This window comes from Nonlabens sp. MIC269, assembly GCF_001430865.1.
Classification (GTDB): domain Bacteria; phylum Bacteroidota; class Bacteroidia; order Flavobacteriales; family Flavobacteriaceae; genus Nonlabens; species Nonlabens tegetincola.
This window is the reverse complement of sequence record NZ_CP011373.1, coordinates 2,485,765-2,505,606: the sequence shown is the minus strand read 5'-3', so window position 1 is coordinate 2,505,606 and position 19,842 is coordinate 2,485,765. Positions and strand designations below refer to the sequence as shown.

Sequence of the window (19,842 nt, the reverse complement as noted above, 5' to 3'; positions counted from 1 at the left end):
CTGAACGTTTTCAGTCCATCTACTCACAATAATTATGGCATAAAATTAGTTAGCTTTACTTACAAACAAGAACAATGAACAGAATACTTTTCCTCTTACTTTTTATTTCACTAGGTGGGGCCATACAAGCACAGGATTATATAACAGATGATACGTTTGAAACTACCGCGATGAAAAGCGATGGGCAACTTAAAGTCGTATCCTTTACCGCGGCATGGTGCGGTCCTTGTAAAATGATGAAACCTATTTTTAAAGAGTTAAATGAGGATAATGATCTGGATATTACGGTATATTATCTGGATATTGATCACAACGTGACCAATGATGTTCTCAACATTCACAGCGTGCCTACTATATATTTTATAAAAAATGGTGTGAAAATGGGTGAATTAATAGGTGGTCGTTCCAAAAGTCACCTTTTGAAAGAAATAAACAAGTTTAAAAATAGTGAGGCAACGGGAGAAAAACTGGACTACCTGCCTGTACCTAGTTCAATAGAAATAGTTGCTGGTGATCATAAGAAATTGACGGTAAAAACCGCTCAAAAAGTATGGAACAGTGTAGATAATTTAAATAAGCTGAGTGAATCTATATTTCTGAACCTGAATAATAAAGCAGACTTGCGTTACGGCCTGATGCTAGCAGAACGCAGCATAGAGATAGAACCTTCCCTAGTGAATACTGTGACAAAAGCTTATATCCTGTACAAACTAGGCGAATCAAAAAAGGCCAAAAAAGCACTTAAAATGGCTCAAAAGGTGGCAGGCGATCAAAAAGTAGAGGCGATTGAAAGTCTGCTTAAAAAACTAGCTTAATGTTCCACCGCATAGCATTACCCATCCTAATGTCCATGGGCTGGATGTTGCCGGCACAAGCTCAAACCTATGTTACAGATGCAACCATGGATGAAACTGTAATGCAGGAGAACGATCGCATGGTAGTTCTTTTTTTTACTGCTACCTGGTGTGGACCATGTCAATACATGAAACCTATAATAAACAGTATTAAAGACGAAGTAGACGTTGACATTTACTATCTAGACACAGATAATAACACCGCCGATGATATTTTGCAGGTAACTAGTATACCTACTTATTATTTCATTAAAAACGGACGAAAACTAGGTCAAACAACCGGTACTTTGAAAAGAGCACGACTTATCCAGTTAATTCAAAGACATGATGCAATGACTGTAACCGGTGATCTTTTACCCTATCGCGGTAAACCCAGTAAATTTTCTATCAAGGAAGGGCATTCAAAAGAATTATCTTATGAAGGTATTGATAAAATATGGTATGATGCGGCGCAACTTAATGCCACTGCATGGAACTATACTAATGAATCGTCTCATTTACAGGACGTACAAGCTGCTCTCGTCATGATAAATCGCAGTATTGAACTAGAAGAAACGGTAAGTGCTCTAGAGACAAAAGCCTTTTTACTGTTACGTTTAAACCGCAAAAAAGAAGCAAAATTGGTAATTGACCAAGGACTTAAACTAGCTCGTAAAAGGGATGAATTTACTGGAATTCTAGAAGGTTTACTAGAACGATTATAATCCCTTTAAATAACTGCTGTACAAATCGTTAATTTGGTATCCTTCCTTAAATCGGTGCTTGCTTAGTTTATCAAATTCCACCAAGGACCAAAGTAAAAATTCCTTTAAAAAGAATTTGTCCTCGCTTGCTACATCGGGTTGATACTCGTTTATTAAATCTTCTAGTGGAGTAACTTCATTCAACAAATGCTCATATTCCTCATTGGACAACTCATCAAGTAATTCAATCCCGTTATTGTCAAAAAACCATTGCACAAGAGTATCGTATGGGGTTTGCTCATCAGCTTTGGTAAGCTTTTTAATTTCAGGAAAATATATTGGAAAAAGTGTTTTTGTAGCCTGAGCAATTAATTCTTGCGCTACAAATGCAGCTCCTTCTTGTTCTCCTTCATAAACCAACTCTATTTTACCCGTGATGGATGGTATGACACCTAAAAAGTCGCTATATCGTATAGTGGTTGTTTTTTCGCCACTCATTAGCGACCTACGTTCGGCGGTACTTAATAGGTTTTCATATGCGGTGATACTCATACGAGCACTCACTCCACTTTTTTCATCTACGTATTCACTTTCTCGTGCTGTAAAACTTATTTGTTCTAACAAATCTTTGGCAAGTTCAGGTACGTGAATGTGATTTTTTAGACGATCGTCATTACTAGCTTCTTGTTGGGTAATGGTTTTGGCAATCTCAATAGATTTTGGATAATGAGTAAGTATTTGTGAGCCTATACGGTCTTTAAGAGGTGTTACAATACTACCTCGATTGGTATAATCTTCTGGATTTGCAGTAAATACAAATTGCATATCCAGTTGTAGCCTTAATTTAAAACCACGAATTTGAATATCTCCTTCTTGAAGAATATTAAATAAGGCTACTTGAATGCGTGCCTGTAAATCAGGTAACTCATTAATTACAAATATGCAGCGATTTGCTCGTGGTATCATACCATAATGAATCACCCTATCATCTGCATAACTTAATTTGAGATTAGCTGCTTTTATAGGATCGATATCTCCTATCAAATCGGCAACAGTAACATCTGGAGTGGCTAATTTTTCATAGAACCTTTCATCTCTATGTAACCATTCGATAGGCGTGTTATCGCCGTGTTCTTCTATAAGTTGTTTCGCTTTTCGCGAAAGCGGATTTAAAGGATCATCATGTATTTCACTGCCACCTATAAAAGGAATGTATTCATCTAAAAGCTGAGTCATGAGTCTGGCGAGCCTAGTTTTGGCCTGTCCTCTTAAACCTAATAAATTAATATTATGCTTAGATAGGATGGCGCGCTCTAGTTCTGGAATCACAGTATTTTCATATCCATGAATTCCTTTAAAAGTGACTACATCATTTTTAATGTTGTCAATCAAATTATCACGCAGCTCATCCTTTATAGATTTTGATTTCCATCCAGCTTCCTTTAATTGACCCAGTGTTTTAATACTTTGAATACTCATGACATTACTTTGAGTAGTGAAAATACAGCGCATAAATGCATTAAAAAAGAAGACACCGCTGTTTTAACGATACTTTGAGTTTTAAAAAGCTTACTGTTCTCTTTATGTGCTCAAATAGAATTAATGAGTAAACAAAACCTCACTGTAATCTGTCAAAGCATCCAATTGTTCCTCGCTTAAATCATCACGGTTTTGATCATTCAAAAGAGACAAATAATACAGGTAATATTTCTTACTTACCTCATTAGGATTAAATTCAATTTCATAGTTTAACTTTTCGTAAATCAATTCATTATTATCAATTAGTAGTAAAACTTGAATGATACCTGATCTAAGTATTACATAATTACTGTAAGGGCTTTTTATTTCTCTAACTAAATCTAAAGCTCCATCTGGATTTCCACTATTTAATTGATGCCTTGCCTCAGCAAGAGTTTGGTAGGCATCCATCATCTCTAGTTGTTTTCCTAATGGAACATCTACTTGCATAGACAGGGCACTTTGTATAAGCTGTGAAATACTATAACCAGAAGCTACGTGGTAATGATTTGCTATGTAATAATCCCCTTGATTATTAGGTTGAAGATAAAAAACCACATTATCGGCGCTTGTGCCTGTGCTATCCGATATACTATAAATAGCTCTCACGGCATTGTCTTTCTGATAAAGTTCAATCAGTTCGGTTTTTTGATTATTCAATTTATTCGTTTCTGCAATTGAACCCAACGCATCTCTAACTAATCGACGCAAAAATAAACTACACTACTTCGAGTGTGTTGTGGTATTTTTTTAAAACTAATTTTTTTAGTAAAAGAATTGATATTAAAATTATCCTTAAGGAAATCTGCATCATAATTATTAAGGGCTTCTTCAATATCAACAGCAAGATTTTCAGCTTGAATGGGTATTATGTAATTGATTTTATCTTCATCTGATTTGCAAGCGATGAGTATAACAATTATAAATGTGAGAATAAGAACGTAGTGGTTTTTCATTAAACTAGTTAGGTTGGTTAACTTATATATTTCCAAAAGCCTTTTTTACTTTGTAAGTAGGCCATTACTCGTTTGATAGGTTGATTTTTATCTAATTGAATAGCAGGATCTTCTTTCAACACTTTACTTGCAGCCTCTCTTGCTATAGCGAGAATTTGTTGGTCCTTCACTAGATCGGCCATTCTCAAGTTCATGATACCACTTTGTCGTGTTCCCATTAAATCACCTGGACCTCTTAATTTAAGATCTACTTCAGCAATCTCAAATCCATCGGTAGTACGCACCATAGTTTCCATTCTAGTGCGAGCTTCCTTGCTTAACTTAAATCCAGTCATAAGAATACAAAAACTTTGATCAGCACCTCGTCCTACTCTACCTCGTAATTGATGCAATTGCGACAACCCAAAACGTTCGGCACTTTCAATTACCATTACACTTGCATTAGGAACATTTACACCTACCTCAATAACGGTTGTAGCTACCATAATTTGTGTTTCTCCTTTAACAAACCTATCCATTTCCCAGTCTTTATCTTCTGGCTTCATCTTTCCATGGACAATACTTACCTTATAATCCGGTAAAGGAAATTCTCTCACGATACTTTCATATCCGTCTTGTAAATCCTTATAGTCTAATTTTTCAGATTCTTCAATTAAGGGATACACCACATATACTTGTCTACCTTTGGTAATTTCATCCCTAATGAATTTAAAGACTCCTAGCCTATTTTTATCGTAACGATGTACGGTTTTTATTTCCTTACGTCCTGGTGGCAATTCATCAATTACAGATACATCTAAATCTCCATAAACACTCATAGCCAAGGTACGTGGGATAGGAGTTGCGGTCATTACCAGGACATGTGGTGGTAATTCATTTTTCTTCCACAGTTTTGCTCGTTGAGCTACACCAAATCGATGTTGTTCATCTACAATCGCAACACCTAGATTTTTATACTTTACTTTATCTTCAATAAGTGCATGTGTCCCTATTAAAATATGTAAGGAGCCATCTTCTAGTCTTTCATGAAGTTCGCGACGCTCTTTAGTTTTTACACTACCAGTCAGTAAGCCGACTGACAGGTCTGTTTTTTCTAATAATTCAACTACGCCTGCATAATGTTGCTGCGCAAGAATTTCTGTAGGAGCCATTATACAGGCTTGGAATCCATTATCAATGGCAAGAAGGCAAGTAAGTACCGCAACTATAGTCTTTCCTGATCCTACATCACCTTGAAGCAAGCGATTCATATGGGCGCCTGTTCCCATATCGGCTCGTATTTCCTTAACCACTCTTTTTTGAGCACCTGTTAGTTCAAAGGGCAAGTGATTATTATAAAAATCTAAAAAATTGTCGCCTACTTCTTGAAACGGGTATCCTTTAATTTTAGACTTGCGCACTTTATTTTTAAGAAGTAACTCCATTTGAATAAAGAACAACTCCTCAAACTTCAACCGGTATCGGGCAGCTTGCAAATGCCTAGCAGTTGATGGAAAATGCACTTCTTTCATTGCTTGATTTTTCCCCATTAAGCGATAACCTGATAGTACCTCTTCAGATAAGGTTTCAATAAAGCTGTTGTGTATTTCACTATACAGCGACCTCATCAATTTTACCATATATACGTTGGTAATTTTTCTTTTGGCCAAAGTCTCGGTACTGGGATAGATAGGAGCCATTGCTTGTTGAGCACGCGATTGGTGATCTTTAAGCAATTCCATATCAGGATGAGCCATGCTAAAAGTTGCGCCATAGCGCTGTACTTTACCAAACACCACATAAGGCTGATTAAGTTTTAAATTATCTTTAAAATACTTCTGGCCTCTAAACCAAACTAACTCCATTTTACCAGTATCATCTATAAACGTCGCCACTAGCCTGCTTAATTTACCTGTAGGAACGGTTTTGATACTAATGATTTTACCAATTACTTGTACTTGTGTGTTACCGTCAATTAATTGATTGATTTTATAATATTTGGTTTTATCTACATATCGATTGGGGAACAGATTTGCCAGATCTCCATAAGTATCAATATTTAATTCTGTGCGCAACAACTTAGCTCGTTGTGGCCCTACTCCATTTAAATATTCTATAGGTGTAGATAAAAAATTCTGTGGCAAAATTTCTAATTTATTACCAAAAATAGCACATCTCTATCAACGACTGTGGTTTCTTACAAGCATACTTAGCGACCTACATAAGCAACACATTAACTTACAACCATTTAAACCCATAATCAAACACAAAAAACTAAATCCAATTGATTGTGAATAACACGTTATTAAAAGCCAACTAACTAAGAATAAAGTCATGAAATCTATGTAGTAAAAAGCTATCTTTGCAACTAGCTTTAAAACGCTCGCAATGATCCTTTTTTTCGGTGAACCCACAAAGAAAATTTATGCTGTACAATCACAGCAAGCTCTCTCTAACGACAACCTTCAAAAATTAGTTTGGCTACTAGGTAATGCTCCTCAAATCGAGGCCGATGCAGTTCCAGGAACCTATATAGGTCCTAGAGCAACTACCATTACACCATGGTCTACTAATGCTGTTGAAATTACTCAAAACATGCAAATTCCAGGTATACAGCGTATAGAGGAGTTTAACTCCTGTCTGCCCGATGCCGACTACGACCGCATGTTACTAGTTAAATTTGATGGATTAAATCAATCTCAATTTGATATTAATGTTACTCCTGATCAAGTATTAGAAATTGATGACATCGCAGCTTACAACATGCAGGAAGGACTAGCTTTAAGTGATGATGAAATTGATTATTTAAATCAACTTGCAGAGCGTTTAGGGAGAAAGTTAACCGATTCTGAAGTATTTGGTTTTTCACAGGTAAACTCTGAGCATTGTCGTCATAAAATATTCAATGGCACCTTTATTATCGATGGTAAAGAACAACCTACCTCTTTATTTAAATTAATTAAGGAAACTAGTAAACAAAACCCTAATGAAATAGTTAGTGCTTACAGTGATAACGTTGCATTTATTCAAGGTCCACAAGCAGAACAATTTGCTCCTGCAAGCGCAGATAAACCTGACAAATACGTCAATAAGGATTTTGAATCTGTAATATCATTAAAAGCAGAAACCCATAATTTCCCAACCACTGTAGAACCATTTAATGGTGCTGCTACAGGAAGCGGTGGAGAAATACGTGATAGACTAGCTGGTGGACAAGGTTCTTTGCCTCTTGCAGGAACAGCTGTATACATGACCAGTTATTCACGATTAAATGATCAACGCCCATGGGAACGCGATTTTGAAGCACGTGAATGGTTGTATCAAACTCCACTGGACATACTTATCAAAGCCAGTAATGGAGCAAGTGATTTTGGTAACAAATTTGGGCAACCTTTAATAGCAGGCTCTGTACTTACATTCGAACATGACGAACATGTAGACCAAGAAAACCAATCTTCCCACGATCCACGTTATTTAGGTTACGACAAGGTGATCATGCTTGCTGGTGGAATAGGATATGGAAAAAAAGATCAAGCTCTTAAAAAAACACCCGATGCTGGCGATGATATCATCGTTATGGGTGGTGATAATTACCGTATAGGAATGGGTGGTGCTGCCGTAAGTAGCGCTGATACTGGTTCAATGGATAGCGGTATTGAATTAAATGCTGTTCAACGATCTAATCCTGAAATGCAAAAACGTGCGGCTAATGCCATTAGAGGAATGGTAGAAAGCGACAACAATACCATTAAATCCATTCACGATCATGGTGCTGGTGGACATTTAAATTGCTTATCAGAACTTGTAGAAGAAACAGGTGGAGTAATTGATGTAGACAAATTACCAGTAGGTGACCCTACTCTTTCTCGCAAAGAACTTATAGGTAATGAAAGCCAAGAACGTATGGGATTGGTAATGGAAGCTAATGATACTCCAGTACTAGAACGTATAGCTCAACGTGAGCGTGCACCTTTATATAAAGTAGGAACAGTTACCGGTGACAACAAATTTATTTTTAGTGAAAAAGACGGACGCAGCCCGATGGATCTCGCTCTAGAAGACATGTTCGGTTCTAGTCCAAAGACCATCATGGATGATGTCACTATTAACAGAAAATATACCGACGTACAGTACATTCAAGATGAATTGACCTCTTACCTTAAAAAGGTTTTAAAACTAGAAGCTGTTGCAAGTAAAGACTGGTTAACAAATAAAGTAGACCGCTGCGTAACTGGTCGCGTAGCAAAACAACAAACCTGTGGTGAATTGCAGTTACCTCTTAATAACGTAGGTGTGATGGCCATGGATTATCAAGGTAAAAAAGGTGTTGCGACTACCATAGGTCACAGTCCTGTGAGTGCACTTATCGATCCTATCGCTGGATCTCGTAATTCTATTGCAGAGGCCTTGAGTAATTTAGTATTTGCACCGGTTGAGAAAGGTCTATCTGGTGTAAGTTTGAGTGCAAACTGGATGTGGCCATGTAATAACCCAGGTGAGGATGCTAGACTATATCAAGCAGTAAAAGCGGTAAGTGACTTTGCTATCGAATTAGGTATCAATATACCTACAGGAAAGGACTCCTTGAGTATGAAGCAAAAATATGCCGATAAAGATGTTTTATCTCCTGGAACAGTAATCATTAGTAGCGTGGCAGCTGTAGATGATATCACACGAATCGTAGAACCCGTATTACAGCCAGATGATAATGCTCCTATTTACTACATCAATTTAAGTGGTGATTCTCACAAATTAGGTGGATCTAGTTTTGCACAAGTTTGTGATGCAATAGGTAATGAATGTCCGACAGTTGTAGATAGTTCCGCTTTCGCGAAAGCGTGGTCACAAATTCAAGCTCTCATAAAATCTGATAAAGTACTAGCTGGTCACGATATAGGAAGCGGTGGTCTTGTAACTACATTACTGGAGATGTGTTTTCCATCAACCAAGGTGGGAATGAAACTTGACCTTTCAAGTATTGGAGACGATTTAATCAAGGTTTTATTTTCAGAAAACATTGGTGTAGTCTTACAAACCACCCAAGATATAGATGATGAATTAAAAGATTGCGGAGTACCTTTTTACAAGATAGGTACAGCAACAAACAAGCCTGTAATAGAGCTTAATGAGCTTGTTCTTGATGTGGCAGAATATCGCAAAGAATGGTACGAGACCTCTCACCTATTAGATCGTGAACAGTCCTTTAATGGTAAAGCCGATGAACGAGCTGCTAATTATGAACAGCAGCCTTTAAATTATCAATTTCCTGCATCCTTTGACGGAAAACTACCCGAACTACCAAAGCACAAAATAAAAGCAGCTGTAATCCGAGAAAAAGGAAGTAACAGTGAACGAGAAATGGCAAGAGCAATGCACCTTGCTGGTTTTGAGGTTATAGATGTTCACATGACTGACCTTATAAGCGGTCGTGAAACTCTTGAAGATGTGCAATTTATTGCTGCTGTTGGAGGTTTTTCTAACAGCGATGTTCTAGGTAGCGCCAAAGGTTGGGCCGGTGCATTTTTATATAACGACAAGGCAAACAAGGCATTGAAAAACTTTTTTGCACGACCAGATACGATGAGTTTAGGAGTATGTAATGGTTGTCAATTATTTGTGGAATTAGGATTGATAAATCCAGACCACGACATCAAACCAAAAATGCTTCATAACGATAGTAACAAATTTGAATGTCACTTTACTAGCGTAGAAATTACAGCAAATAATTCTATTATGCTAGAATCACTAGCTGGTACAACCTTAGGAATTTGGGCAGCCCATGGAGAAGGAAAGTTCCAGTTACCTAAACAAAAAGAGGATTACAAGATCCCAGCCACTTATGCCTACACGGGATATCCTGCAAATCCTAATGGATCTGATTACAACGCTGCTATGATGAACAGTGAGGATGGTAGACATCTTGTAATGATGCCACACCTAGAACGTTCTACATTCCCATGGAATTGGGCGCACTATCCTAAAGACCGTAAAGACGATGTAGTTTCTCCATGGTTAGAAGCATTTGTAAATGCTAGAAAATGGTGTGAAAAACAAAATTCCTAAGGAATTTGTTTTTATTAATATGATTAAAAAACACCTCTCTTAACGAGGTGTTTTTTTTAATTGTAAATTTCAATTTTATAATAAATCTAGATTTATACGGAACCATGCAATTTGTAGTTCATTATTTTTTACATTTTGGTTTTCCTTTTTTCATTGCCTATATATTCTTTAGGAAAAATTGGAAACGGGCTTATTTAATTCTTCTCGCAACCATGCTGGTAGATCTTGATCATCTAGTAGCAAATCCCATATTTCAAGAAAATAGATGTAGTATAAACTTTCATCCACTGCATACTTTTTATGCCATGGCATTTTATGTGGTGTTACTGTTTTTCCGCAGGCCATTCAATATCATTGGTATCGGTTTACTTTTTCATATGCTAACTGATTTTATAGATTGCTTAATGACCTACAGTAAATGTACCGATTGCCTAGTCTCCTCTCCTATTTATGAGAGTTTACAATCAATAAGTCAATTCTTGGGCATATAATTTCATCCCTATACTTAAGAATAGTTGATACTACTAGATGTAAAACAAATATTAAAATCATAACAAACACTTTTTTATATAGTAACTTTACACCAATCGTTAGGGGTGCCGTTGTGCTGAGATTATACCCTATGAACCTGAGATGTGTAATTACAGCGGAGGAAAACGAGACTTGTAACTAGTAAATAACCATAAACCTACAAGCCACTTTCATTACCGTGAAAGTGGCTTTTTTAATATAATAATGACCCAACAAAGCATATGAATACAACCATTGACTTAATCAAAACGCAATCGCCGCTTATTCATAATATCACCAATTACGTGGTTATGAATAACACTGCAAATGCCTTACTAGCTATAGGAGCTTCACCAGTGATGGCTCATGCAATAGAAGAAGTTGAAGATATAACCACGATCTCATCATCTTTAGTAATCAACATGGGAACTCTTAGTAAATCTTGGGTAGCTGCCATGGAGCAAGCAATGAAAAAAGCAAAAGCAAACGGAATCCCTATCGTCTTTGATCCAGTTGGAGTAGGCGCGTCAAATTACCGTACGCAAACCGCTCTTCACCTAGCAGAAACTTACCAACCTGACGTAATTCGTGGTAATGCATCAGAAATTATGGCACTGGCACAATTAAGTTCAAATACAAAAGGTGTTGATAGCACGATAGAATCTAATAACGCAGTGGATGCTGCTAGCACGCTTTCGCGAAAGCTGAATAATACGATTGTAATAAGTGGAGCTACAGATTATGTCGTGACTGGTGACAAAATTGAAGAAATTACTGGTGGAAGTGCGATGATGCCTAAAATAACAGGAATGGGATGTACCGCAACCAGTATTATAGGTGCTTGTGTAGCAGTTAACAAAGACATACATAAAGGTGCTCGCGATGGAATGGAAATTATGAGTAAAGCTGGTGAGCAAGCTGAGTCTAAATCCAATGGACCTGGTAGCTTTCAAATGAATTTTATAGATGAGTTGTTTCAACTCACATAGAATATGAATAAAGCAGACTATTCTCTTATGTATGTGACTGATGAGCGCATTACAGAAGATACCCTATTTTTTGACACGCTACAATCCAGCTTAAAAGGTGGTGTAACTATAGTGCAACTTAGGGAAAAGCTGCTGGATACTAGAGATTTTTATAATCGCGCCCTTAAAACAAAAGAGATCTGTGATTATTACAATGTGCCATTGATAATTAACGATAGAATTGATATCGCTTTAAGCATCAACGCCCATGGTGTTCATATTGGTCAACAGGATTTACCACCAGCAATCACGAGAAAAATTTTAGGATCAGATAAAATTATCGGTTGGTCAGTAAGCAATGAGGAACAGGCTCTTAAGGCTAATAGCCTAGAGATTGATTACATAGGTCTTTCTCCAGTATTTAGCACGGCAACTAAAACAGAAAATTTAGAAAAGCCATTAGGAATTTCAGGTTTATCAAGAATAAAGTCCATAAGCAACAAACCTATTATATGTATAGGAGGAATTGACCATTCAAATACAGAAGTACTTATAGAAAATGGTGCAGAAGGAATTGCTGTGGTATCCGCTATATCAACCTCTGAACAACCTCAACAAGCAACTGAAAAATTTAAAAAATTATTATGTCGAATTGGTACCAACAAATAAATAAATCCACTGACGGTATTCTTGCTAAGATTCAAAATCAGCCTTTCATAAAAGAACTTATGCAAGGTACATTACCTAAAGATGTATTTCAGTTTTACATTAATCAAGATGCCTTGTATTTAGCACAATACAAAAAAGTTCTTGCCCTTGTTGGAATAAAATGCCGTGATGAAAATGAAACCCAGTTTTTTCTAGATGCAGCAACAGGAATCATTCATGTTGAAAATGCTCTTCATAAACATTTTGTAAATGCCGATTCGTTTACCACAATAGCATCACCTACTTGTGAGCTTTATACCAGTTATTTGTCTAGAATTGCTCATGAAAAATCAATTGCAGTAAGTATAGCAGCTGTTTTACCATGCTTTACCATTTACAAACAAATAGGCGATTATATTCTTGAGAACCAAACTAATAAAGATAATAATCCTTACCAAGAATGGATTAACACCTATGGTGGTGAGGAGTTTGCAGCATCTGTAGAACAAGCAATCAATATTGCAAACAAGTATGCACAAACAGCTAATCAAGAAGAACTCGAAATGATGAACCAAGCCTTTTTAAAAGCGTCACAATTAGAGTGGATGTTTTGGGATAGTGCTTATAGAAAGGAACAATGGGAAATTTAAAAAACACTTACCATACAGTACTTACCATTGCCGGTAGCGATAGTGGTGGCTGTGCTGGTATACAGGCAGATATAAAGAGTATTTCTGCTTGTGGTGCATTTGCTGCCAGCGTGATTACAGCCACAACAGCACAAAATACGCAAGGTGTTTTTGATATTCACCCTATACCGATTGATCATATAGAAAAACAACTAGACGCTGTTTTTACCGACATAACATTTCAGGCGGTAAAAATAGGCATGTTACATTCTTGTGAAGTGATTAAACTTATTTCAAAAAAGCTGCAAGAGTATCAGGCAGTAAATGTGGTAATAGATCCTGTAATGGTAGCAACTTCTGGTGATAGATTAATCACCAACGAGGCGCTGCAAAGCTTAAAATCTTTACTGCCACAAGCCTATTTGATCACACCAAATTCTAAGGAAGCAGAACTACTACTAGAACAAGAAATTAATCCCAAGAATGCACAAGAAGCGGCTCAACAACTAGCTGAAAAATACCAAACCTCGGTCTTATTAAAAGGCGGTCATATAGATCATGCTCCTGATGAAATGGTTGATATTTTATACAACTTTGAAACCGCTCAAACCATTCTGCTCAAAAATCCTAAAGTAGAAACCCGTCACACTCATGGTACAGGCTGCAGTTTATCATCTAGCATTGCTACTTTTTTAAGTAAAGGATATTCCTTGGAGAAATCAGTTGACCATGCATGCCAATACATCAATTCGGCAATTTTAAATGGTAAGGATAAGGTGTTGGGAAAAGGCAACGGTCCCATCAATCATTTTGGATTGTAATTTTTTATGAGGATGTATTTTAGGTACGCTTTCGCGAAAGCGTAATCAAATCAAACCACTGTAAATCAAACAATCACCTTGGAAAAAGCTTATTAATCCATATCTTTAAGCTGAATATAAAAGGTGTAAAAATGACCAAAAAGTTAACTCCTATATTTTGTTTACTACTCTTTCTAATAGTAACCAGTTGCACATTAGAATCTGAATTTTCTTTACCCAACAATGAGGCAATTGATAGTGAGTTATTAGGTTTATGGAGCCCAACAAATAACCCGAAAGAATCCGTAAAAATAGAACGTCACACTGATAAAAGATACAAGTTAACTCTAATAGATGGAGATGATCAAGAGGAGCTAATCGCCTACTCTACTACCATAAGAGAAAGACAAATTTTAACTATAATCACGGAAGATGAAGTTGGTCTCAGTTACCAATTTTATGGGATCTCAATGATAAACAACTCTCTTACCTATAGTTAAGTCAATAATCAAATAAGAGAGGAAAAATTTGAATCCCAACAAGATTTATATGATTTTTTCCTCACTCATATTGAGAAAGATTACTTTTTTAAGAATCCTGAAACTTTAAAAAAAATATCCCATTAATCTAAAATGCATTACTTGGGATCAACGGTTTAAATTGAAAGTTATAAAGTAAAAATCTGAATCATAATCTTATTGTTTTTATAAGTCACTTCTTTAAGAAATCTTACCTTCGTCGTAATTTTTACAGCCCTTTTGGGGCTATTTTTAAACAGCTATTAATGACACAATTTTGGACTAAAAAATCCGAAGAAGAGATTAAGAAGATCGTATTCAATGCATTAGATAAAAATATAAATTATGACAAGGAAGGAGTTATAGGGGTACCTGCTTCCTATTTAGACGACAAGGTTTTTAATCAAGATGCCACCTTTCTTAAAGACGCTCCTTTTATGTACGCACTAGTGAAAAATCCCAATCACATAGGTTGTCATACTTTAGGAAATTCTGAATCTTTTTTTGAAGGTACGCATGCAATCGAAAAGGATCTTATTGAAATTTGTGCTGTAGATATTTTAAAAGGAATACCACATGAACAAGATGGTTACGTAGCATCGGGAGGAACTGAAGCTAATATTCAGGCCATCTGGATTTATCGTAACTATTACATGCAACAAATGAATGCATCTCGTGATGAGATAGCAATTGTTTGTAGTAAAGACAGCCATTATTCCATGGATAAAGCTGCAAATCTATTATCGATCAATATTCACAAATATGATGTGAATGAACATACTAGGGAAATTACAGCATCAAGTGTCGAGCAAACCCTTACAAGCGCAAAAAATAAGGGTATAAAATACTTTATTGTGGTTGCAAACATGATGACAACTATGTATGGATCAGTTGACAATATTGAAAGAATAATAGATTCTTTAAAAAAACTGAAGTGTGAATATAAAATCCATGTAGATGGTGCTTACGGTGGCTTTTACTACCCTTTTACCATAAAAAACAACTTACTTACCTTTCAAAATCCTGAAATCACATCCTTTACACTTGATGCTCATAAAATGGCACAGTCTCCTTATGGAACAGGAATTTTCTTGATAAGAAAAGGTTTTATGAAGTATGTAAACACCCAAGAAGCAAGTTATGTAGAAGGTCAAGATTTTACACTTGTAGGTAGCCGTTCAGGAGCCAATGCTATCGCGGTATGGATGATATTGGCAAAAAATGGACCTTATGGTTGGCAGGAAAAAATATTTATACTTCAAAAAAGAGCTGAATGGATTTGTAAGGAGCTAGAGCAACTTAATATAAAATACTATCGTAACCCCATGTCGAATATCGTTACGATAGGATCCAGTTATTTAAATCCAGAGTTGGTTAAAAAATATGGTCTAGTACCAGACAATCATGTATCACCTAAATGGTATAAAATTGTAATTATGGAGCACGTTACTGTAGATAAACTAGCTCTTTTCATCAATGACATAAAGGAAACGGTTTAAACAGCTTGAACTATAGAAGAGCGAAATTTATACGAAACCTGATAGCGTTTAGCATTAGATAGATTAAAACTAATCGGTATACGTAAATAGCTTTTTTTATTTTTTTTAAGGTTTATACTTCAGGGATACAACTACTTTTGGCATCTGAATTTTTCTAAAACTTGAAGGAGAAAAGAACTCATATTTTAAGTGCTATTGTACTTGCTGCCATTTATGTATTTGGAATAGTTAACTGCATTAATACAGTTAATATTTCAAATGTTTCTATTCAAGAAAATAACATATCCACAGATAAAATAGAATCTGTTGGGAATGACCTATTTGCCCATGCTACACCTTCGGATAGCAGCATTTATAGTCTTACTGAATACAACGACTATAATGGTTTTAGAAGTAAGACATCACCATCATTCCATAGCTCTCTTGTATTTTCAAATGAAATAAAGGCAAGAGTAAAACAATATACCAATTATCATTTTTCTATATCATTTAGGTATAGAAAATCAGACCTAATATTTCCTTTTCATTACTTCTGGTAGTTAGTAGCTTTTTAATCTGGATCAGATTAAAGCTACGATAAAGTGCTGTAACCTTTACAGTACTAAAAAACATACTATCAATTTAAATTAAAATAATGAATACAGGAATAGCCTTTATAGGCATCGTATGTGTTGCAATTTGTGCAATACCGTTTTTACTCACATACAGCTCACGTAAGAGAAAACAAAATTTAGAAAAGAAGGAATTTGATACTTTCTTAATGAAACATCAAGCACAACTCGATTATAGCGAGTCTTGCGGTAACTATCATATCGGAATAGACGAGAACAAAATGAAATTGTATTTTCAGCTTCATACAAAGCACCTCATAGAGCAGGAAGTGGTTAACCTTGATGAAATGAGTCATGCCGAAGTTAAACGACATAACTCTAAAAAGGGAACTATAGATAAGCTCGTGATGATACTCTATCCTAAGGACAAAAACCTACCTAGTACTTTTTTAGATTTTTATGATATCAATTTAAGTTATTTGCCTAGTGGTGAAATTGAATCTATTGAAAAATGGCAAGACGTTATAAACAAAACCATTAAACATAACTAAAGTCCATAATGTGGTTTTTCATTTTTTTATTTTCACAATAAGAATGAAAAACCACATCAAATTCTGACAATTTTCTTGAGAAGGATCTTAAAAAATTAATACAATAAACTCTATTAACACAAGATTAATACTCTACAACAAATAAATATAAATAACTGATTAACAATGTTTTATTTTAGTATCAGTGATTTTCATAGCGTTAAAATATTACTATCATTTTAGATAGTTATTGCTCACCAATAACACTATAGTTACTTTTGCTACTATAATTTTTATAGTACAATATTGATATGGAACATACAGACATTATAGAAGCATTAAAGTGGAGATACACAACAAAATCTTTTGACCCTTCTAAAAAAATATCTAAGGAAAATGAAGAAAAAATTAAAGAATTACTTCAGTGGAGCCCTTCATCAATTAATTCTCAACCTTGGCATTTCGTATTAACGTCAAGTGAAGAAGGAAAAAAACGACTTGCAAAAGGAACCGCTGGATTTTTTAGCTTTAATGAATCCAAAGTGACTCAAGCTTCACATGTTGTCTTGTTTTGTACAAAAACTGAAATTAGCGATCAATATTTAAGCGAAGTAACAGATAAAGAAGATGAAGATGGTCGTTATGCAAATGAAGATTTAAAGGAACAAAACCTAGGAGCCAAAAAATTATTTACTAATATTCATAGGTATGACTTAAAGGATGCTCAACATTGGATGGAAAAACAAGTTTATTTAAACATTGGTAATTTCCTTCTAGGTGTGGCCGCACTTGGAATAGATGCTGTACCTATGGAAGGTATTGATATGAAAGCTCTAGATGAAGAGTTAGGTTTGCGTGAGAAAGGTTTTTCTTCTATTGTTATGGTTGGATTGGGTTACCGATCTGAAGATGACTTTAATGCCAAACTACCTAAATCTCGATTGAATCAGGACGACATAATCACCGTGATATAATAAAAATTAGAATTTAGAATTTAAGTGAACAAAGCCTTTGAGTATTCTCAAAGGCTTTGTCTATTAACAACATATTAATTCAACTAGGTATTCAACAGGATTATCTTTGTTGATGTAATGAATTCCATTAGTCATGAATAAACTAATCCCGTTTTTACTGAGTATTATTTTCTTAAGCTGTCAAACTGAACAGAAAATACAAATTACCCAAGTAATTTCCTTTAAAGGTCAACAAGTAACTGGGGTAACTGCTACAAATACAGGAAGGTTATTTGCTAATTTTCCTAGATGGCGCAACAATGTTGAAAATTCAGTCATTGAAATTTCAGATTCTGGGGTTGCGACACCTTATCCCAGTAAAGATTTGAACAACTGGAATCTAGGAGCTCCTATCCATGATAGATTATTTGTTGCGGTTCAATCGGTAGTAGCCTTTGAAAACCATTTATATGTTCTGGATACAAGAAACCCATTGTTCAAAGGGGTTATTGGACAACCTCGTATTTATGATTTTGATTTAAATACCAATCAACTGCTCAACACATACTTTTTGTCTCAAGGTAGTTATCATCATGACTCATATATCAATGACCTTAGAGTGGACAAAAAATTAAATAAAATTTATTGTACAGATTCTGGTCATGCCGGTCTTGTAATAATTGATATGGAATCTGGAAATTCTATCAGAGTTTTGGATAATCATGAATCTACGCTAGCACAAGTAAACAAACTTACTTTTGACAACGGTGATTGGAAAAATACAGTTCATTCCGATGGTATTGCCCTGGATACGGTAAATGACGAATTATATTTTCATGCACTTACAGGTTATAAATTATATAAGATTTCAACGCAGTCACTTAACTCTGGCAATGTAAATATCATAAAGAACAACGTACAGTTTGTGGCACAAACTCCAGCTCCAGATGGAATGATAATAGATAGCAACGGAACACTTTATTTAGCTGATCTTGAAAAAAATAAGATTATGCAGTATAATATTAATCAAGGAGAACTGTCTGTTTTAGCTCAGGGCGAAAACATAAAATGGGCAGACACATTTACGCTACAAGACAATAGACTGTATTATACAAATTCTAGAATTAATGAGGCTCAAGATGACATAAGCCAACTAGAATTTTCAATTAATTACATTGAATTATAAATTCAAGTTATTCTAATGGATGAATAATTTTGTTTTCAGGTATTTCAGAAATAACTTCCTTCATGATGTCTTGAATCATCAATTGGAGTTTATTAAGCAACGTTTTCTTTACAAAATACTTATGGGTAATTATTCCTACCGATCTGGATGGAACAGGTGTGTCAAAATGTACCAATTTACCTTGATCATGCTCGGTAAAATCTAAGGTAGCTATTTGAGGTAATATAGTTAAACCATTACTCGCTTTGGTAAATCTTATAAGGCCGTCTAGCGATCCAGATCTAAATTCAAGATTAGAATCTTCATCAACCTGTCGGGAAGACTGTTCACAAATTTGATTTACTTGGGTTTGTAAACAATGACCTTGTTTTAATAACCACAACTTGGAATAATCTAAATTTTTAATAGAAATAGGTCCTTCAGTAGATTTTTCCCTGCAATCGTAAATTAAAAACGGTTCAACAAATAATTCTTTTTCATTAAGATCTTTATCCTTTATAGGTAAAGCGAGTAAGCCAATATCTAAAGATCGATTTTTTATAGCTGCTACAATCTCGTCAGTTTGTAATTCATCCACAATTAAATTTACATAAGGAAATTTAGTGGCAAACTTGTGTAAAAATAAGGGTAATAAGTAAGGAGCTATTGTGGGAATCACCCCTATTTTTAATTCACCCATGAGCTCACCTTTCAACTCTTTAACCAGTGCTCCTAACAGTCCAATATCATTGTTTATAGTCCTTAAACGTTCAACGATTATAGCTCCTTCACGAGTGACTGAAACAGGTTTGGACTTACGATTAAAAATTTTAATTCCAATTTCATCTTCAAACCTTGCAATCATCGTGCTTAAGGTAGATTGACTTACAAAGCATTTATCGGCTGCGGCTTCAAAATTTCTTAAATCAACAACCGCTAGAATGTATTTAAATTGTTGAATATTCATATACAAATATAATATCTACCATGTCGATATTAACATTGATTTTTTAGTTTT

At 35.3% G+C, this 19,842-nt stretch carries 19 protein-coding genes and 1 riboswitch; of the genes, 14 read left to right on the top strand and 5 right to left on the bottom strand.

Features of this window, described 5'->3' with window-relative positions:
• Positions 1-74 precede the first annotated feature (74 nt).
• Both AAT17_RS11335 and AAT17_RS11330 read left to right on the top strand, forming a co-directional pair.
• Positions 75-815: a co-chaperone YbbN gene (locus AAT17_RS11335; protein ID WP_060524453.1), complete on the top strand. Its 741-nt coding sequence runs from the start codon at positions 75-77 to the stop codon at positions 813-815.
• Positions 815-1,558, top strand: a complete 744-nt coding sequence (locus AAT17_RS11330) for a co-chaperone YbbN (RefSeq protein ID WP_060524451.1) — start codon at positions 815-817, stop codon at positions 1,556-1,558. Before AAT17_RS11335 ends, AAT17_RS11330 begins: the two co-directional genes overlap by 1 nt.
• Here AAT17_RS11330 and AAT17_RS11325 read toward each other — a convergent pair.
• The 4 genes from AAT17_RS11325 to recG all read right to left on the bottom strand — a co-directional run bounded on the left by AAT17_RS11325 (position 1,553) and on the right by recG (position 6,134).
• Positions 1,553-3,016, bottom strand: coding sequence for a magnesium chelatase (locus AAT17_RS11325; RefSeq protein WP_060524449.1), 1,464 nt, complete (start codon positions 3,014-3,016; stop codon positions 1,553-1,555). The genes AAT17_RS11330 and AAT17_RS11325 overlap by 6 nt on opposite strands.
• 120 nt (positions 3,017-3,136) lie before the next feature.
• A complete protein-coding gene (locus AAT17_RS11320; RefSeq protein ID WP_157539271.1) occupies positions 3,137-3,715 on the bottom strand; it encodes a hypothetical protein in 579 nt (192 codons plus the stop codon).
• Between the two features lie 38 nt (positions 3,716-3,753).
• The gene (locus AAT17_RS11315; protein ID WP_157539270.1) at positions 3,754-4,011 is read right to left on the bottom strand and encodes a hypothetical protein; all 258 of its coding nucleotides are present in this window, start codon (positions 4,009-4,011) and stop codon (positions 3,754-3,756) included.
• Positions 4,012-4,028: 17 nt separating this feature from the next.
• Positions 4,029-6,134, bottom strand: a complete 2,106-nt coding sequence (recG, locus tag AAT17_RS11310; RefSeq protein WP_060524443.1) for an ATP-dependent DNA helicase RecG — start codon at positions 6,132-6,134, stop codon at positions 4,029-4,031.
• 244 nt (positions 6,135-6,378) lie between these two features.
• Between recG and purL the strand changes: the two genes are divergently transcribed.
• From purL to AAT17_RS11250, 12 genes are all read left to right on the top strand, one after another.
• A complete protein-coding gene (purL, locus tag AAT17_RS11305) occupies positions 6,379-10,053 on the top strand; it encodes a phosphoribosylformylglycinamidine synthase (protein ID WP_060524441.1) in 3,675 nt (1,224 codons plus the stop codon).
• A gap of 104 nt (positions 10,054-10,157) precedes the next feature.
• Entirely contained in the window at positions 10,158-10,544 is a 387-nt protein-coding gene (locus tag AAT17_RS13490; RefSeq protein ID WP_060524439.1) for a DUF6122 family protein, read from the top strand.
• Between the two features lie 91 nt (positions 10,545-10,635).
• Positions 10,636-10,725: riboswitch (TPP riboswitch) on the top strand.
• A gap of 80 nt (positions 10,726-10,805) precedes the next feature.
• Positions 10,806-11,552, top strand: a complete 747-nt coding sequence (gene thiM / locus AAT17_RS11295) for a hydroxyethylthiazole kinase (protein ID WP_060524437.1) — start codon at positions 10,806-10,808, stop codon at positions 11,550-11,552.
• A gap of 3 nt (positions 11,553-11,555) precedes the next feature.
• Complete coding sequence (thiE, locus tag AAT17_RS11290; protein WP_060524435.1) at positions 11,556-12,200, top strand: thiamine phosphate synthase; 645 nt, start codon at positions 11,556-11,558, stop codon at positions 12,198-12,200.
• Positions 12,176-12,829, top strand: a complete 654-nt coding sequence (tenA, locus tag AAT17_RS11285; protein ID WP_060524433.1) for a thiaminase II — start codon at positions 12,176-12,178, stop codon at positions 12,827-12,829. The genes thiE and tenA overlap by 25 nt, the downstream gene beginning before the upstream one ends.
• Positions 12,817-13,629 carry a bifunctional hydroxymethylpyrimidine kinase/phosphomethylpyrimidine kinase gene (gene thiD, locus AAT17_RS11280; protein WP_060524431.1) on the top strand — a complete coding sequence of 271 codons (813 nt, stop codon included), beginning with the start codon at positions 12,817-12,819 and terminating at the stop codon, positions 13,627-13,629. The genes tenA and thiD overlap by 13 nt, the downstream gene beginning before the upstream one ends.
• A gap of 131 nt (positions 13,630-13,760) precedes the next feature.
• Entirely contained in the window at positions 13,761-14,108 is a 348-nt protein-coding gene (locus tag AAT17_RS11275; RefSeq protein ID WP_060524429.1) for a hypothetical protein, read from the top strand.
• 284 nt (positions 14,109-14,392) lie between these two features.
• Positions 14,393-15,625: an aminotransferase class I/II-fold pyridoxal phosphate-dependent enzyme gene (locus AAT17_RS11270; protein ID WP_060524427.1), complete on the top strand. Its 1,233-nt coding sequence runs from the start codon at positions 14,393-14,395 to the stop codon at positions 15,623-15,625.
• A 161-nt stretch (positions 15,626-15,786) separates the two neighbouring features.
• A complete protein-coding gene (locus tag AAT17_RS11265; RefSeq protein ID WP_060524425.1) occupies positions 15,787-16,164 on the top strand; it encodes a hypothetical protein in 378 nt (125 codons plus the stop codon).
• Between the two features lie 95 nt (positions 16,165-16,259).
• Positions 16,260-16,727, top strand: coding sequence for a hypothetical protein (locus tag AAT17_RS11260; protein ID WP_060524423.1), 468 nt, complete (start codon positions 16,260-16,262; stop codon positions 16,725-16,727).
• Between the two features lie 290 nt (positions 16,728-17,017).
• Positions 17,018-17,680 carry an oxygen-insensitive NAD(P)H nitroreductase gene (nfsB, locus tag AAT17_RS11255; protein ID WP_060524421.1) on the top strand — a complete coding sequence of 221 codons (663 nt, stop codon included), beginning with the start codon at positions 17,018-17,020 and terminating at the stop codon, positions 17,678-17,680.
• A 133-nt stretch (positions 17,681-17,813) separates the two neighbouring features.
• Positions 17,814-18,845, top strand: a complete 1,032-nt coding sequence (locus AAT17_RS11250; RefSeq protein WP_060524419.1) for an L-dopachrome tautomerase-related protein — start codon at positions 17,814-17,816, stop codon at positions 18,843-18,845.
• A 7-nt stretch (positions 18,846-18,852) separates the two neighbouring features.
• On the opposite strand, the gene AAT17_RS11245 is transcribed toward AAT17_RS11250, so the two are convergent.
• Entirely contained in the window at positions 18,853-19,791 is a 939-nt protein-coding gene (locus AAT17_RS11245; RefSeq protein ID WP_042277892.1) for a LysR substrate-binding domain-containing protein, read from the bottom strand.
• Positions 19,792-19,842 lie beyond the last annotated feature (51 nt).

What these genes read in the sequence shown, in the direction of transcription:
- AAT17_RS11335 (WP_060524453.1), top strand. Translation starts at nt 75, where the DNA reads ATGAACAGAATACTTTTCCTCTTACTTTTTATTTCACTAGGTGGGGCC.
- AAT17_RS11330 (WP_060524451.1), top strand. Translation starts at nt 815, where the DNA reads ATGTTCCACCGCATAGCATTACCCATCCTAATGTCCATGGGCTGGATG.
- AAT17_RS11325 (WP_060524449.1), bottom strand. Translation starts at nt 3,016, where the DNA reads ATGAGTATTCAAAGTATTAAAACACTGGGTCAATTAAAGGAAGCTGGA.
- AAT17_RS11315 (WP_157539270.1), bottom strand. Translation starts at nt 4,011, where the DNA reads ATGAAAAACCACTACGTTCTTATTCTCACATTTATAATTGTTATACTC.
- purL (WP_060524441.1), top strand. Translation starts at nt 6,379, where the DNA reads ATGATCCTTTTTTTCGGTGAACCCACAAAGAAAATTTATGCTGTACAA.
- AAT17_RS13490 (WP_060524439.1), top strand. Translation starts at nt 10,158, where the DNA reads ATGCAATTTGTAGTTCATTATTTTTTACATTTTGGTTTTCCTTTTTTC.
- thiM (WP_060524437.1), top strand. Translation starts at nt 10,806, where the DNA reads ATGAATACAACCATTGACTTAATCAAAACGCAATCGCCGCTTATTCAT.
- thiE (WP_060524435.1), top strand. Translation starts at nt 11,556, where the DNA reads ATGAATAAAGCAGACTATTCTCTTATGTATGTGACTGATGAGCGCATT.
- tenA (WP_060524433.1), top strand. Translation starts at nt 12,176, where the DNA reads ATGTCGAATTGGTACCAACAAATAAATAAATCCACTGACGGTATTCTT.
- thiD (WP_060524431.1), top strand. Translation starts at nt 12,817, where the DNA reads ATGGGAAATTTAAAAAACACTTACCATACAGTACTTACCATTGCCGGT.
- AAT17_RS11275 (WP_060524429.1), top strand. Translation starts at nt 13,761, where the DNA reads ATGACCAAAAAGTTAACTCCTATATTTTGTTTACTACTCTTTCTAATA.
- AAT17_RS11270 (WP_060524427.1), top strand. Translation starts at nt 14,393, where the DNA reads ATGACACAATTTTGGACTAAAAAATCCGAAGAAGAGATTAAGAAGATC.
- AAT17_RS11260 (WP_060524423.1), top strand. Translation starts at nt 16,260, where the DNA reads ATGAATACAGGAATAGCCTTTATAGGCATCGTATGTGTTGCAATTTGT.
- nfsB (WP_060524421.1), top strand. Translation starts at nt 17,018, where the DNA reads ATGGAACATACAGACATTATAGAAGCATTAAAGTGGAGATACACAACA.
- AAT17_RS11250 (WP_060524419.1), top strand. Translation starts at nt 17,814, where the DNA reads ATGAATAAACTAATCCCGTTTTTACTGAGTATTATTTTCTTAAGCTGT.
- AAT17_RS11245 (WP_042277892.1), bottom strand. Translation starts at nt 19,791, where the DNA reads ATGAATATTCAACAATTTAAATACATTCTAGCGGTTGTTGATTTAAGA.